Source organism: Limosilactobacillus caecicola (genome assembly GCF_943192935.1).
GTDB lineage: Bacteria > Bacillota > Bacilli > Lactobacillales > Lactobacillaceae > Limosilactobacillus > Limosilactobacillus caecicola.
The window spans coordinates 252,284-266,450 of the sequence record NZ_CALPCI010000001.1; the positions used below are offsets into that span (position 1 = coordinate 252,284).

The following is a 14,167-nucleotide window of genomic DNA, read 5'->3' on the forward strand; positions in this document are numbered from 1 at the left end:
ATCCACCAACTCATCTTGATCCTCCTAATTTTTCATAAAATAAAAGAGGCTTGAAAACCTCGTTTTCAAACCTCTTAATTATAACATTGTTGGATAAAAATTAGTGTTCTTGAACTTGATCTGGGTGAGCCATTTCCCAACGGTGTTCAGTAAAGAAGTAGATCGCAATTAATGCGAAACAAATTGCTGGAACAAGGAAGGAAAGTTGCATTGAGCCAGAAAGGTCAGAAACCCGACCCATGAGCAATGGAACAAGTGAACCACCGATTAAGGACATAACCATGAAGGCACCACCAGTTTCGGTGTACTTCTTTTCGTGGATTTGGTCCAAACCATGGGAGTAAATCGTTGGCCAGAATGGTCCGAAGAAGAAGTCACTCATTACGGCACCCCAGATAGCTGCAGTTCCGTGGTAAGTGAAGGCAAAGACTAAGCTCAAAGTGCCAAGGATTCCGTACCAAGCCATAACCTTGGTGATGGAGAAGCGGTGCATCAACCAAGTAGCAGGCAACTTACCAATGAAGAAGGCAGCGTAACCGATAATCATGTAGTTAGTTGCGGCGTGGTCAGTAATACCAGGGATGATCCGCAAAGCAAACCGAATGGTAAAGGACCAGACACAGGTTTGCATTCCGGCGTAAAGGAATTGAGCACCAACGGCCTTCATGAAGCGACTGTTGTGAATTAAGTAGCTAACTGATTCGCCAGTTGATGGCTTCTTTTCTTCAACACCACTAGCATCCTTCTTAGTAGCAGCCTTGGAATAAGGCATGTGAGTAACGGCAATCAAGATGAAGAGAATAATCAGGGCAACCAGGATGTACTTGTAAGGCTTCAAAGTCAATTGCAGCACTTCTTTGTTGTAAGCAAGCTTTTGAGCTGCATTCATGCCCTTAACTTCGTCTTCCATGTTACCGTGGCCGGCAAAGACAAGGTACTTACCTAACACGATCCCAGTAATGTTACCAATTGGAATCAATAATTGAGAAATGTTGATCCGCAGGTTAGCACTACTCTTCGGTCCCATCATCGTAGCGTAAGTATCACAGGAAGTTTCCAAGAAACTTAAACCAATGGCGATAACGAAGACGGCACCCAGGAACATTCCGTAAGTAGCCATGTGAGAAGCTGGGAAGAACAATGCACATCCGATAATAAAGAATGTCAAACCAGTTAAAATAGCAAATTTATACGTGTTCTTCCGAATAATTGATGCGGCAGGTAAAGCGATTAAGAAGTAACCACCGTAGAAAGCAAATTGAACAAGTGCGGTTGCCGTATCGTTTAAAGTAAAGACGGTCTTGAACTGAGTGATCAAGATGTCATTCAATGCTGCGGCCATTGCCCAGAATGGGAAGACCAAGGTAACTAAAATGTATTGCCAAATTGGCGTTTTACTTAAATAACCATCAGGTAATTGAACCCATGATTGCTTTTTTGGAGCGTCCATGTTTTAACCTCTTTCTAAATAACGACCTAGAACGTTACGCCAGATTCAAGAATGACGTTGGAGAATGGTGTCATTTCACCAGTCCGGATGAAGGCATGCGTCTTCGCCAAGTTTTTCTTCAGATCGGCGTGAGGCATGAATTCAATTTCAACATCTGGCAAAGCCTTCTTGATGTTTTCTAATTGTTGGGGGTTGTCAGTCTTGATTTCGTCAGCCAAGTAGATCTTTTGAACCTTGAGTTCCTTCAAAACGTTGTTTAAGACGTCCATGAAGCTTGGTTCTTCTTTATCTAAGCAAAGGTCAATCTTCTTGGTGCCCATTGGAACTGGCATACCGGCATCACCAATTGATAACCAGTCCATGTGACCCATTCCAGCCACAACGGAAGCAACCTCTGAATTTAAAATTCCAGTCTTTTTCATTTTAATGTTCTCCTTTCAAAAATCCTATTTGCCGCTTTCGGCAAGTGCGGCCTTCACTTCGTCGTAAGTTGGAATTGAAGGAGCGGCACCCATCTTTTGAACCGTTAAGCTTGAAGCCCGTTGAGCATAAACCAGTGCATCAGCAATGTTGCTCAAATCGGTCTTCAATTGTGAAGTCAACGCACCGATGAACGTATCACCAGCAGCAGTCGTATCAACGGCCTTGACCTTGAAGGCTGGTACCAAACCATGACCATCTGGTGTGGAATAGAAGACCCCTTTTGAACCTAAGGTGATCAATAAGTTTGGCACACCCTTGCTCTTGAAGTATTCAGCGGTCTTAACCATTGAATCTTCATCAGTGATCTTGATGCCAGTCAACAAAGCACTTTCCGTTTCGTTTGGCGCAATCATGTCAGTGTACTTCAATAATTCTGGGTCAATGTCTTTAGCTGGTGCAGGGTTCAAAATCGTGATGACCCCGTTGTCCTTAGCACGCTTAAATGCTTCAGCTGAAACACTTTGTGGCGTTTCAAATTGGGTAATGATGAAATCAATTTCCTTGAATAAGTCATCCGTCCCCTTCAAAACGTCGTTAGTCATTGATTGGTTGGCACCACCGTAAACCATGATGTCATTTTGACCATTAGCGTCCAAAGTAACTAAGGCTGTCCCAGTCCCGTGCATCTTGTCGATGCCGACAAACTTGGTATCAATGTCATCTTCTTGCATTGATTCACGCATGAACTTACCTTCTTGGTCAGCACCAACCATCCCAATGTGGTAAGTCTTAGCTCCAGAGCGAGCACAAGCAACTGATTGGTTAGCACCCTTACCACCAGGAGCAGAAGACTTGTCTTTAGCTTGGAGGGTTTCACCAGGTTCTGGGAAACGATCCATGTGGTAAGTGGTATCAACATTAATACTACCGAGTACCGCAATCTTGTTTGACATACTGTAATCCTCCTATTGTTCAGTAAAATCACGTAAATCGTTTTACATTCGTTAACAGTTCATAATTTATCACACAAAGAAATCGTTTGCAAGACTATTACGACAACAAGTATAACGTTTTAGCAATGAAAACAGCATGAAAACGTATACGTTCGCCGTTTCACATTCGTTCAAATTTTTTAGAAAATTTTTTCTGGAACCCACCCGGGTTGTTATCGCTTACAAATAATCTCAACCAAATGAAACCGGTTTGTTTGTGAAAGCTTGAGCTGCCACCACCAAAAAAGCGTTGTGCTTCAAGTCGCGCAACGCTTGGAAAATAAGGATTAAGCACCAACTAATTCATTGGTCACATCAATTCCCAATTTCTTTTGTAAAGCAGGCAATTCTGCGGCTATTGGGTATGAGGTTTGACTACCTTCACGGGTAACCGTCACTGCGGCATAGGCATTGGCGTGTTTCAAAGCAGTGCTAATGTCTTCCCCTTGTGTATAGTAGTGGGAGAAGGCCCCAACAAAGGAATCACCGGCACCAATCGAATCAACCGCCTTGACCTTGTAAGAAGGAATTAATTCTTCGTGATCCTTATCAACCCAGAGCGCACCCCGGGAACCAATTGTCACAATCACGTTCTTGACGCCCAAGTCAACTAACTTGTGTGCAGCGGCCTTAATTTGGTCAATCGTGTCAATTGGCATCTTCGTTAACCGCCCCAGTTCGGTCTCATTTGGTGAGTAGAATTTACACATTGCGACGTGTTGAATATCAATGTGGTCGTTGGCAGGCGCCGGATTTAGCATAACTGGTACACCATATTCGTGAGCCATTTCAATTGCCTTATAGTCAGTTGCTAACGAGATTTCTTGTTGAAGGACAATCAACTTGGAGTTTTTGATAATGTCACAGTAATCCTCGAGGGCTTCTGGAGTCAATTCACTATTGGCCCCTTGAACAATAATGATGCTGTTCATGTTGCCTTGAATAAAGCATGGCGCAACCCCATTACTCTTTTTGCCCACACTAACTCCAGAAACGTCGATGCCGCTTTCCTTGAAGTGCTTAAGATACTCACGCCCCAGCATATCAGATCCAACTTTTGAAATCATCGCCACATTGGAACCAAGTTGTGAGGCGGCATAAGCTTGGTTAGCCCCTTTACCACCAAAGGCCATGTGAAAATCTGGCGCCGCAACGGTTTCCCCTAGTTCCGGCATCCGGTCAACATCCGTTGAAAGCTCCATCATGTTGGAACCAATTACTGTAATATCGTGAGTCATCTTAAACCCCTCCTATTTTTCAAGTCCTGTAACTACGTGGAAGTCTTTTTCTTCACCTGGTTGAAGCATGATCAGTGTGCCGGCTTCGCGGGCAGCATGCTGCCCTTCTGGCGTACAAGTTCCTGGTAAACAGTATGCTGCAACTTGTTGATCAGCATTATAGAGAATCCACCGGGTAACAATTGGCAAGTTTTCGGTGCTGTAAGTCGTTAAAATGCTGTGCCCATTGCCCAGATCCATCCGGAATTCAGCCTTGTCCGTGTATTGACGCAAGTCCTTAGAGAAGAAGACAATTTCTGGGTCGTAATGACTAGCGTCGTCAAGTTTATCAATCAACTTGCCGCTCTTTTCCAATTCATCAGTAAACTTCGTCCATTCTGGTGTTGGGTGAACGTGGTCAGGAACGGAAGTCCGTAATTGGAAGGCCTCGTCAGGAATATTGGAAGTCATAACGGCATTGTCAACGTAGGTGTAGCAAAGGTGGCACATGTATTGCAACGTCATTGGTGCACAGCCTGACAGGTTCTTAACGTGTTGCCGAATGTCGAAGAGACCGCTGTCCTTGTGCAGGGTGACGGAAGGTGTTTCGATGTAGTGGTCACCAAAGCCTTTGATATATTCGTAGTCACTCTTGACGGTGAGGGTATCATCACCGATTTCTAAGTATGCGTGGTCCATCCGCGCAGTAGCGGCTTCCCCGTGTTGAACGTGGGTGTCTTCAGGACCAGGGTTCCCATTGGCAAGTAATCCAGAAGTAAATTCAAAGGCACCGTATGTATCGGCAATTTGGTTTCCCCAGTGTGGTTGTTTGAAACCATCCTTTTCCTTTAATTGAATCCCGTCAAAGACAGCATCCCAAATGATTAGGCCATAAAATGGCAACAAGGTTAAATAACCACGGCTGTTAGATACCTTGATTGCTTCGACCCCAGCCGGAAACTTGTAGGTTTCTGCCTTGAAGTGATCATCTTCGTACAATAAGTACTTGGCGTCAGAGAACATTGCATGACTTAAATTAAATCGTTTCATGATTTCACCTCATTAATTAATCCGTAACGACTTATTCCTTACCAATAATGGCCATACTGTGGCTAACCCCTAACCGGGTGGCACCGGCATCAATCATTGCTTGGGCTTCTGCAGCGCTGTGAATACCACCAGAAGCCTTCACTGCAGTATCCGTGCCCTTGGTAGCAGCTGCCATTAATTCAACGGCGTGAACAGTTGCCCCTTGAGTGGAGAAACCAGTTGACGTCTTAACAAAGTCAGCCCCAGTCTTGGCAACGATTTCTGAAGCCTTAGTGATTTCATCATCAGTTAACAGGCAGGTTTCGATAATGACCTTCACCACTTTGTTAGCAGCGTGACCAGCATCGACAACGGCTTGAATGTCTTCTTCCACCTTGTCATAGTGACCGGACTTCATTTCACCGATGTTCATCACCATGTCAAGTTCATCGACGCCGTTATCAATCGCATCTTGTGCTTCGGCAACCTTGATCTTAGTCGTGTTAGCCCCGAGAGGGAAGCCAATCACACAAGCAGTCTTAACGTCCGTGCCTTCAAGTGCCTTGTGCGTCTTTGCAACCCAGTAAGGATTGATCATGACGGTGTGGAAATGATTGTCAATTGCTTGTTTGATAACCGTGTCCACTTGTTCTTCAGTTGCGTCTGGTGCCAACAACGTGTGGTCAATATATTTGTTAAATTCCATAATGAATAAAATCCTCCTCCGCAATCTAACATGATTGCGCTTTCATGTTTTGAATACGTTTTCATGTTAACCCTTGCTTTTACATTTGTAAATAGCTAAAATGAAAAATAGTAAAAGACAAGCGTTTGCAAACGGAGGTGATGATCTTGTCACTGTCAGCTAAAAATACCGCCCAAATGAAGGCGGCTGTAGAAGTCAGTCGGTTATACTATCTCGATAAAATTAGCCAAACGGCAATTGCCAAAAAGTTAAATTTATCGCGACCGACAATCTCGCGACTCCTCCAGTTGGCCCAAGACCAAAATATTGTTCAAATTAAAATTAATAACCCATTTGAAAAAGTACCGGATCTGCCTCAAAAATTAGCAACGAAGTATGGCCTCAAAAAGGTCTTAATTGCAGATCAAATTGGATCTTCGTATACTAGTGTCCTAGACCAGATTGGGGAATTAGCGGCTCACTATTTGAGTACTGTTGTCCAAAATAATGACATCATCGGTTTGACATGGGGAACGACAATGGCGGCAGTGGCTAAACATCTCACAACAAACGCCCGCCAGAACGTCTCGACGGTCTATCTCAAGGGAACGGTTTCCAATTCGACGCACAATAACTATTCCAGCATTGTGACGGAACGTTTTAATACTGCTTTCCACACCCAAACCGAAATCTTACCAGTGCCCGTGATCTTTGACCATCAAAAAACCCATGATATTGTGTCCCAAGACCAATTTATCAAGCGCATCATTCAAAAAGGTCAGCAAGCCCAAATCGCCCTGTATACCGTCGGAACGGTCCGACCGGAAGCGATGCTCTTCCAGCTTGGCTATTTTAACCAAGCCCAAATTAACTATTTGGAAGAACACGCGGTTGGCGATATTTTGTCCCAGTTTATCAATAAAGATGGTACGATTGCGGCCCCAAAGATTGCCGAGCGGACGATGTCCCTAAATCCCAGCGAACTCAAGAAGAAACGTGAATCCATTTTAGTGGCCGGGGGAATTGAAAAATTACCCGCCATTCACGCGGCTTTATGTGGTGGCTACCCCAACGTTCTGATCACAGATATTGTTGACGCACAGAAGTTACTGACGATGTAAAGGAGATTCGAATGGAAGAAGTTAACCTCAAAGGCGGTTCACTCAAATTAAATCAACTCAATAGCATTTTTGAAACCATTCCGGTAGAATTCGATTTTATCGATGAACACGACATTATTCGGTGGTCGTCTGCTAATCGGCACCGACTCTTTAAACGAACCGCTGATGACCTCGGCAAACATGTGTTGGAAGTTCATCCCGGCCACAGTCAAAAGCATGTGAAGCAGGTTCTCCACGACATGCACAGTGGTGGTCGTGATTCAATTAATTTAATGATTAAGTACCATGATCGCCCCGTCAACATCGCCTTTTATGCCCTCCGCGATGAGCAAAATAATTATCTCGGTTGTGTTGAGGTGACCCAAGACGTTACTAACCACCAACAGTCTGGCTCCCTGTGGCGAAATCTTAAGCAAATTTTTCATCATTAAAAACACGAAGTCCCGCTTCACAATGGAGCGGGACTTCTATTATTTAAGCTGTCGTTTCTGCTAATTTGCGGTCAAAATAGTGGCTCAATTGGCTGGCATTGTACAAGCCCGTCACCTTTTCCTTGGCTTGACCATCACGAAAAAGGACCAAACTTGGCATGCTCATGACTTTATAACGCTGTGGAATGGACTTGTCATCATCAACGTTGAATTTAACAAATTTAATCTGGTCACCATATTTTTGTTCGACAGCAGACAATGCGGGCGCCATCATCTTGCAGGGCCCACACCACGGTGCCCAAAAATCCACCACCGTCATTGGTCCGGTCGTTAGTTCATCGAAATTAGCAACGCTTGCTTCAATCATGGTGTTCCTCCTCTTTTTGGGGTTGGTCACCCTTGCCCTTTGGATTCCGAATAAAGTGAACAATAAAGGTAACGATAAAGACGCCGACCACAAAAATCCCAAATTGACCAGATGGAATTTCAATATCAATCGCCGGAATCGTCAAGAACAGTTTGATGGCGATTAAAAAGATCAGGACATACGCCATTGGTTCCAATTCCGGAATTCTGCGCATAAGCTTCATAATAACTTCGGCAATTCCCCGCATACATGCGATCCCGATCACCCCACCGATGAGGACAATCACCGGATTGGACGAAACTGCCAAGGAAGCTAACACGGAGTCAATCGAAAAGACAATGTCGATAAATTCGATTTGCCCCACGACCATCCAAAATCGTTTGCGACCGGTCAGGTTAGCAGCCCGATTTTTGCGGACCTTTTTCTGCTGCCGGTCGCCTAAGAGTAAATGGTGGAAAAAGCGGTAGGAAAGGTACATCAGATACACCGCCCCAATCACCTTAATTTCCCAGAAGTTAATCAGGTAGGTCCCAATCCCGATAATCAAAAATCGGAACAGGTAGGATCCCCAAATACCGTAAAATAGTGACTCTTCCTGTTCTTTCAGCGTTGGCAACACCCTCGTTTGCGCCGCTAACACAATCGCGTTGTCTACCGACAACAAACATTCAATCATTACCAACGAAAAAATCACTAGCCAATCCTGGCCTGATTCAATCACCGTTAACCAATTATGGGCATCAAAAAACGGCCCATATAGTTCACTGATAAGTGACAATTAATATCCCCCTTGAGATTAATTTTGATAATATTTTAGCAGAACTGACGGAAAATAGTTAGGGACTGGTGCAGAAATTCGTCTTAATTTTTCTCTAAATGGCAGGATCAGTTGCTGCTGAACACCGTGAAGCAGTAAACGGTCCCCTGTTCCCGGGTTATAGAGCGGGTCGCCAATGATTGGGTGGCCACTATGGGCAAGATGCACCCGTAATTGATGTGTCCGCCCCGTTTGTAACGTCAAAGACACGATACTTTGCCCAGCGCCGGTGCCTAATACTTCGTAAGCGGTATGGGCCTCTTTAGCCGCCGCGCCGTTTACCATCCGCTTCCGCTGATCCTGAGGATCACGACCAATGGGCCAGTCAAAAGTTCCCCGTGGACGCTGAAAAATTCCGGTCACGACCGCCAAATATTGACGATGAATGTGTCCCTCCGCAATTAACCGGTCCAAAATCGGCACAACCACCGGATTTTTCGCCACGATGACCGCCCCACTCGTTTGTTGGTCAAGGCGATGAACCATGTAAGCTTGGGACGGGGTGTCGGCTAAGTAGCCTGCCACGTCATTTAGTAGGGTACCAGTCTCCAACGGCTGGTTGGGATGGGTTTTCTGCCCGGCTGGTTTATTAACCACCAACAAATCACGATTTTCAAACAGGACATCCAACTGCGGGCCCACTGTTGGCAAGTAGTGCGATGCCGCCGTTCGAAATTCATCGCCCCAAAATCCCATTATGACCTGATCGCCCGGATGGACCAGCTCGTTCATATGACGATAGTCACCATTAATCGTGACTTGCTGACGACTCCTAAGGTAGTGGACAAACCGCTTCGGTAGGAGCCATTGCTGTTGCAATAATTGGCGAACCGTGATGATTGGTTGATCCCTTTGTAATTGTTCTTGAATTACCCAGCGTGGTTTTGTCATTTTCATCCTCACAATTCCTGTTTCTTCTTGTTATTATAATAGCGTATAATAAATAGTGGATCTTGATGGGGGTGAAATTGTGCTTAGTTCAGTCAAAATTAACAATCATGGTTACTGGGTCAGTGTCTTCGAGCCCCTGCCGAACGAACGAGACGCGCTCTTTGAAAAGTATGAAGTGACCCAGGAATTGCTGGATTACGCAATTGACCCCTACGAAAAAGCCCGGGTGGAAGTCGACCCAGACGCCGGTGTAACACTATTGGTCTTCGATGTGTACGTGCCGACCCATGAACTGTCGGCACCACAAACCGCCCCAATCGGGATCATGCTCACCACGAACAACGTGCTGACGTTTACGAACGCCCAAACCAACTTCGTCAACGGCATTATTGCCCGGCAATTAAACAAATTACAAAAACGTGACACCCAGACCGACCAGTTTGACTTTATTTTGCCGATTTTGTACCAACTGTCGACCGCCTACTTCGGTCCCATTCGTCGTGCTGACCAACAACGACGGGAAATCCAAAAGAACCTGCAGCACCATACTGAACGTAAAGCGATCACTGAATTTATGGAAATCGAAACCGGGTTGGTTTATATTTTGACGTCCCTTCAAGGCAACGTTTCACTGCTCCAGGAATTTAAGCGCCGGTTTAGTCATTTGATGACCCGCAAGCAGCGCAACGACCTCGATGACGTCATCATTGAAGCCCAACAAGGGTTGGAAATGGCCCAGATGACTTCGGACGTGTCTGCCCGGGTATCGGACGCCTATAGTAAGGTCTTAGATAGCAACCTGAACCAAACCATGAAGTTTCTCACCGTCTATTCAATCGTGCTGGCGATTCCACCAATCGTTTCTGGCTTTTATGGAGAAAACGTCAAAAGTTTGCCGTTTGCTGAAAATGACTTTGCTTGGCAAATCACCATTATTATCACCCTAATTCTGATGGCCCTCTCGATTTGGTTCGTCTTTAACCGTCATTGGTGGAAGTAACCATTGTGATTGTTCACTAATCATGCTAGAATGCCATTAATCACTAATTAAATATTGCCTATATAATTCCGTAATATGGTCGGACGTTTCTACCTCATGCCGTAAATATGAGACTATAAGCAGCGTATTATCTACGAGACCGTTACGGATGTAAGGGCCTCGTTTTTTATTTTCAGGAGGATTATTGTGGATCAAAAAATTCAACAACCAGCCACTAGCATTGGTTTTGGAAAGAATCTGGTACTCGGTTTTCAGCATTTGCTCGCCATGTATTCAGGCGACGTCTTGGTGCCCCTATTAATTGGTAATTACCTCCATTTTAGCCAGGCCCAAATGACCTACCTGGTCTCCATCGATATTTTCATGTGTGGGATTGCCACCCTTTTACAATTACACCGAACTCCTTTAATGGGAATTGGTTTGCCCGTCGTCCTTGGTTGTGCCGTCCAATCGGTAGCACCGCTGGAATCCATCGGTAGCAAAATGGGCATCGGCTACATGTATGGTGCGATTATCTGTGCCGGAATTTTTATTTTTCTCATTGCCGGCTTTTTCGCCAAAATGAAGCGCCTTTTTCCACCGGTGGTCACCGGCTCCTTGATTACCGTAATAGGTTTTACTTTAGTCCCAGTTGGTTTCGAGGACCTTGGTGGGGGTAGTGCCACCGCGCATTCCTTTGGTAATCCCCAAAACCTGGTCATCGGATTTTTAACGATCATTGTCATCATTCTCTTTCACCGCTTTGGTCGTGGCTTTATGAAGTCGATTGCGATTTTGTGGGGAATTTTAATCGGGTCACTTGCTGCCGCACTGTGGGGAATGGTTTCCACCCAACCCGTCAGTCAAGCGGCCTGGTTTCACCTCCCCCGGCTCTTCTACTTCAGCACCCCTAAATTCAGTACAGGTGCGATCATTACCATGATCTTGGTGGCGATTACCACCATGATTGAATCCACGGGGGTCTACTTTGCCCTGGCTGAAGCGATTCACCAACCCATTTCGGAAACTGATATGAAACATGGTTACCGGGCTGAAGGAATTGCCGCCATCCTAGGTGGCCTCTTCAATACCTTCCCTTACTCCACGTTTTCCCAAAACGTTGGGGTTTTGAAAATGTCGGGAGTACGGACTCGTCGACCAGTTTACTACGCTGCAGTCCTCTTATTAATCCTTGGCTTATTGCCGAAGGCAGGGGCATTAGCCACAATGATTCCTGACCCCGTCTTGGGTGGCGCCATGATCGTCATGTTTGGGATGGTCGGTATTCAGGGAATGCAAATCTTGCACAATGTAGACTTTTCCAAAAACAGTAACTTGATGGTCGCCGCCATTTCGATTGGTTTAGGACTTGGCGTCACTGTGTACCCACAAATTTTCCAACACCTTAATACTGAACTGCAAATTATCCTCGGTAATGGCGTAGTCATGGGCAGCCTCACGGCCGTAATTTTGAATTTAGTATTGAATTTCGATGAATTTAAGAAATCACGGAATTAACGTTGAACCCCTTTAGAGAGTCAGTCGTATAATATGAACACGAGCTGAATTGTCTAAAGGAGTGTTTTTAATGGAAGAATTTAACCGTTTAAGTTCAGATTGTACGGCGATGATTGTTGGTAAAAAAGCCACCATTGATGGTTCCACCATCATCGCCCGGGATGAAGATGCCCATACCGCCATCAATACCAAAAAATTTGTGGTAATTCCCGCGCAAGATTATGACATCACCTATCATTCTAAATATACTGGTTTAGAAGTCCCGCTCAAGGGCCATGGTTACCGCTACACCGCCACACCAAATGGTAATCCTAGCGAAGGTGACTGGTACGAAGCCGGGATCAATGAACAAAACGTCGCCATGTCCGCAACGGAAACGGAACTCACCAACCCCCGCGTTCTCGGTCACGACCCACTAGTTGACAATGGAATTGCCGAGGACGCAATGGTCAGCCTCGTCCTCCCGTTTATCAAGAGTGCTCGTGAAGGGGTGCAGCGACTGGGCGACTTAATTGAGCAATACGGAACAGCTGAAAGTAACGGAATTGCCTTTAGTGACCAAGATGAAGTTTGGTATATGGAAACTGCTGGTGGCCACCAATGGGTTGCCCAACGGCTCCCAGATGATGCCTACGCAATTTGCCCCAACATCATGGTGATTGAAAACATCGACTTTGGTGATCATGACCACTTTATGCACTCAACCGGGATTCGTGACTTTGTCAATCAATACCACCTCAACCCCAACCCAATGGACTTTAATTTCCGCAACATTTTTGGTTCCCAAAACGAGGCGGATAGCTACTACAACACACCACGGACTTGGTACGGCCAGAAGCTTTTCAACCCTAGTGTCGAACAAGAACCAACTAGCCAAAACATGCCATTCTGTCGCAAGCCCGAAAAGAAAATCGCCGTGGAGGATGTCCAATTTTTCCTGAGCTCTCATTACAATGGAACCCAGTATGATCCATTCAATACCAACTCCTCTGGTGACCAAACAGCCCAAAAAAAGTTCCGGTCCATTGCCCTCGACCGGAACCAAAGCTCTTGCATTTTGCAATTACGTAACGATGTCCCGGCAGAAATGGCGGCCATTCAATGGATCGCGTTTGGTTTCTATTGTTATAGTCCTTACGTCCCGTTCTACGCTAACATCGTTGACACACCAGCAAATTACAAGTTTGCTCCTGACAAATTCAACTTAGACAGTGCTTACTGGATGTACAAGCTGCTGCCAATCATCATCGAACCAAAGTACCATCAATTTATTAACGAGGTCAATGCTTACCGTGATGATGCCCAAAGTTACGTGGTGGGGCGATTAGACGAGGTGGACCGCCAAGCCAAACAACTGACCGGGGCTGAATTGCAAGAATTTTTAACCAATGAAAATATCCAAACTGCCGACCACGTCACGGAAGTCACCACCGATTTAATCGACAGTTTAGTCCACCAAAGTTTGTTATCCTCTGACATTTCGTTTAACCTTGGCGATGGCCTGTGATATCATTCGGAGACTGAGTTGACTCGGTCCCCTTTTTTTGTGATAATCAAGGGGACCAATTTAACGGAGGATGTAATTATGAATCGGGAAAACTTAAAGACCCAAGCCAAGTCACTCTTGAGTGGTAATTGGCAGTGGGCCGTGATTTTTTCACTGTTAACCGCCATTATCACCGGGGTAATTTCTGCCCTTACCGGCGGGATTGGGATGATCGTTGGCGGCTTAATCTTCGCAGGTTACGCGTATACCTTTTTAGACTTTACCGCCGGGCAGCGAGAAAACAACTACTTTACCGCAATGTTTGCGGCCTTCACCAGTATACGGTTCATTCCCGTCTTTCTTACGTGGTTACTCCAGACGATTTTTACTTTTCTGTGGTCATTACTCCTGGTGATTCCAGGAATTATCAAGGCCCTTGCGTACTCACAAGCTTTTTACATTGCCAAAGACCTACTGGACTCTGGACAAGAAGTGGCTGCCACTGAAGCAATTACAAAAAGTCGCGAATTAATGGACGGCCATAAATGGGAATTCTTCGTTTTACAGTTAAGCTTTTTGGGCTGGGCACTTCTGTGCATTTTCACTTTTGGCATTGGTTTTCTCTGGTTACGGCCATATATGCAAACTACTAATGCCTTGTACTATCGGCAATTAGCTGGCAACCGTTTCCGGGGGAAGCCAGTCGCAACCGATGTTAACTTAACCAATGAACCTGAAATGATCTGATTTAAAAGGGGCGT

General features: G+C 45.4%; 15 protein-coding genes and 1 riboswitch. Of the genes, 6 read left to right on the plus strand and 9 right to left on the minus strand.

Features of this window, described 5'->3' with window-relative positions; all coding sequences use genetic code 11:
* Positions 1-100: 100 nt before the first annotated feature.
* The 6 genes from fucP to deoC all read right to left on the minus strand — a co-directional run bounded on the left by fucP (position 101) and on the right by deoC (position 5,817).
* Positions 101-1,450, minus strand: coding sequence for an L-fucose:H+ symporter permease (gene fucP / locus NFR43_RS01240; protein WP_251545665.1), 1,350 nt, complete (start codon positions 1,448-1,450; stop codon positions 101-103).
* A gap of 26 nt (positions 1,451-1,476) precedes the next feature.
* A complete protein-coding gene (gene rbsD, locus NFR43_RS01245; RefSeq protein ID WP_251545667.1) occupies positions 1,477-1,872 on the minus strand; it encodes a D-ribose pyranase in 396 nt (131 codons plus the stop codon).
* 24 nt (positions 1,873-1,896) lie between these two features.
* Positions 1,897-2,826 carry a ribokinase gene (gene rbsK / locus NFR43_RS01250; protein ID WP_251545669.1) on the minus strand — a complete coding sequence of 310 codons (930 nt, stop codon included), beginning with the start codon at positions 2,824-2,826 and terminating at the stop codon, positions 1,897-1,899.
* Positions 2,827-3,152: 326 nt separating this feature from the next.
* On the minus strand, positions 3,153-4,103 hold the full coding sequence (gene rbsK, locus NFR43_RS01255) for a ribokinase (RefSeq protein WP_251545671.1): 951 nt from the start codon (positions 4,101-4,103) through the stop codon (positions 3,153-3,155).
* A gap of 12 nt (positions 4,104-4,115) precedes the next feature.
* Entirely contained in the window at positions 4,116-5,132 is a 1,017-nt protein-coding gene (locus NFR43_RS01260) for an aldose 1-epimerase family protein (RefSeq protein WP_251545673.1), read from the minus strand.
* Positions 5,133-5,163: 31 nt separating this feature from the next.
* Positions 5,164-5,817 (minus strand): deoxyribose-phosphate aldolase, encoded by a 654-nt coding sequence (gene deoC / locus NFR43_RS01265; RefSeq protein ID WP_251545675.1) that lies wholly within the window; start codon positions 5,815-5,817, stop codon positions 5,164-5,166.
* 140 nt (positions 5,818-5,957) lie between these two features.
* Between deoC and NFR43_RS01270 the strand changes: the two genes are divergently transcribed.
* Together NFR43_RS01270 and NFR43_RS01275 are read left to right on the plus strand one after the other, a co-directional pair.
* Entirely contained in the window at positions 5,958-6,917 is a 960-nt protein-coding gene (locus NFR43_RS01270; RefSeq protein ID WP_251545678.1) for a sugar-binding transcriptional regulator, read from the plus strand.
* 11 nt (positions 6,918-6,928) lie between these two features.
* A complete protein-coding gene (locus NFR43_RS01275) occupies positions 6,929-7,348 on the plus strand; it encodes a PAS domain-containing protein (RefSeq protein WP_251545680.1) in 420 nt (139 codons plus the stop codon).
* A 43-nt stretch (positions 7,349-7,391) separates the two neighbouring features.
* On the opposite strand, the gene trxA is transcribed toward NFR43_RS01275, so the two are convergent.
* The 3 genes from trxA to NFR43_RS01290 are packed head-to-tail and all read right to left on the minus strand — an operon-like array spanning position 7,392 to position 9,423.
* Positions 7,392-7,715, minus strand: coding sequence for a thioredoxin (gene trxA / locus NFR43_RS01280; RefSeq protein ID WP_251545681.1), 324 nt, complete (start codon positions 7,713-7,715; stop codon positions 7,392-7,394).
* Positions 7,708-8,493 carry a TerC family protein gene (locus tag NFR43_RS01285; RefSeq protein WP_251545683.1) on the minus strand — a complete coding sequence of 262 codons (786 nt, stop codon included), beginning with the start codon at positions 8,491-8,493 and terminating at the stop codon, positions 7,708-7,710. Before NFR43_RS01285 ends, trxA begins: the two co-directional genes overlap by 8 nt.
* An 18-nt stretch (positions 8,494-8,511) precedes the next feature.
* On the minus strand, positions 8,512-9,423 hold the full coding sequence (locus NFR43_RS01290; RefSeq protein WP_251546195.1) for an RluA family pseudouridine synthase: 912 nt from the start codon (positions 9,421-9,423) through the stop codon (positions 8,512-8,514).
* Between the two features lie 79 nt (positions 9,424-9,502).
* Between NFR43_RS01290 and NFR43_RS01295 the strand changes: the two genes are divergently transcribed.
* From NFR43_RS01295 to NFR43_RS01310, 4 genes are all read left to right on the plus strand, one after another.
* Positions 9,503-10,423 (plus strand): magnesium transporter CorA family protein, encoded by a 921-nt coding sequence (locus NFR43_RS01295; RefSeq protein WP_251545684.1) that lies wholly within the window; start codon positions 9,503-9,505, stop codon positions 10,421-10,423.
* A gap of 38 nt (positions 10,424-10,461) precedes the next feature.
* Positions 10,462-10,559: riboswitch (purine riboswitch) on the plus strand.
* 50 nt (positions 10,560-10,609) lie between these two features.
* Positions 10,610-11,920 (plus strand): nucleobase:cation symporter-2 family protein, encoded by a 1,311-nt coding sequence (locus NFR43_RS01300; protein WP_275087083.1) that lies wholly within the window; start codon positions 10,610-10,612, stop codon positions 11,918-11,920.
* Between the two features lie 70 nt (positions 11,921-11,990).
* The gene (locus NFR43_RS01305; protein WP_251545685.1) at positions 11,991-13,427 is read left to right on the plus strand and encodes a C69 family dipeptidase; all 1,437 of its coding nucleotides are present in this window, start codon (positions 11,991-11,993) and stop codon (positions 13,425-13,427) included.
* A gap of 78 nt (positions 13,428-13,505) precedes the next feature.
* On the plus strand, positions 13,506-14,153 hold the full coding sequence (locus tag NFR43_RS01310; protein ID WP_251545686.1) for a DUF975 family protein: 648 nt from the start codon (positions 13,506-13,508) through the stop codon (positions 14,151-14,153).
* Positions 14,154-14,167: the final 14 nt, after the last annotated feature.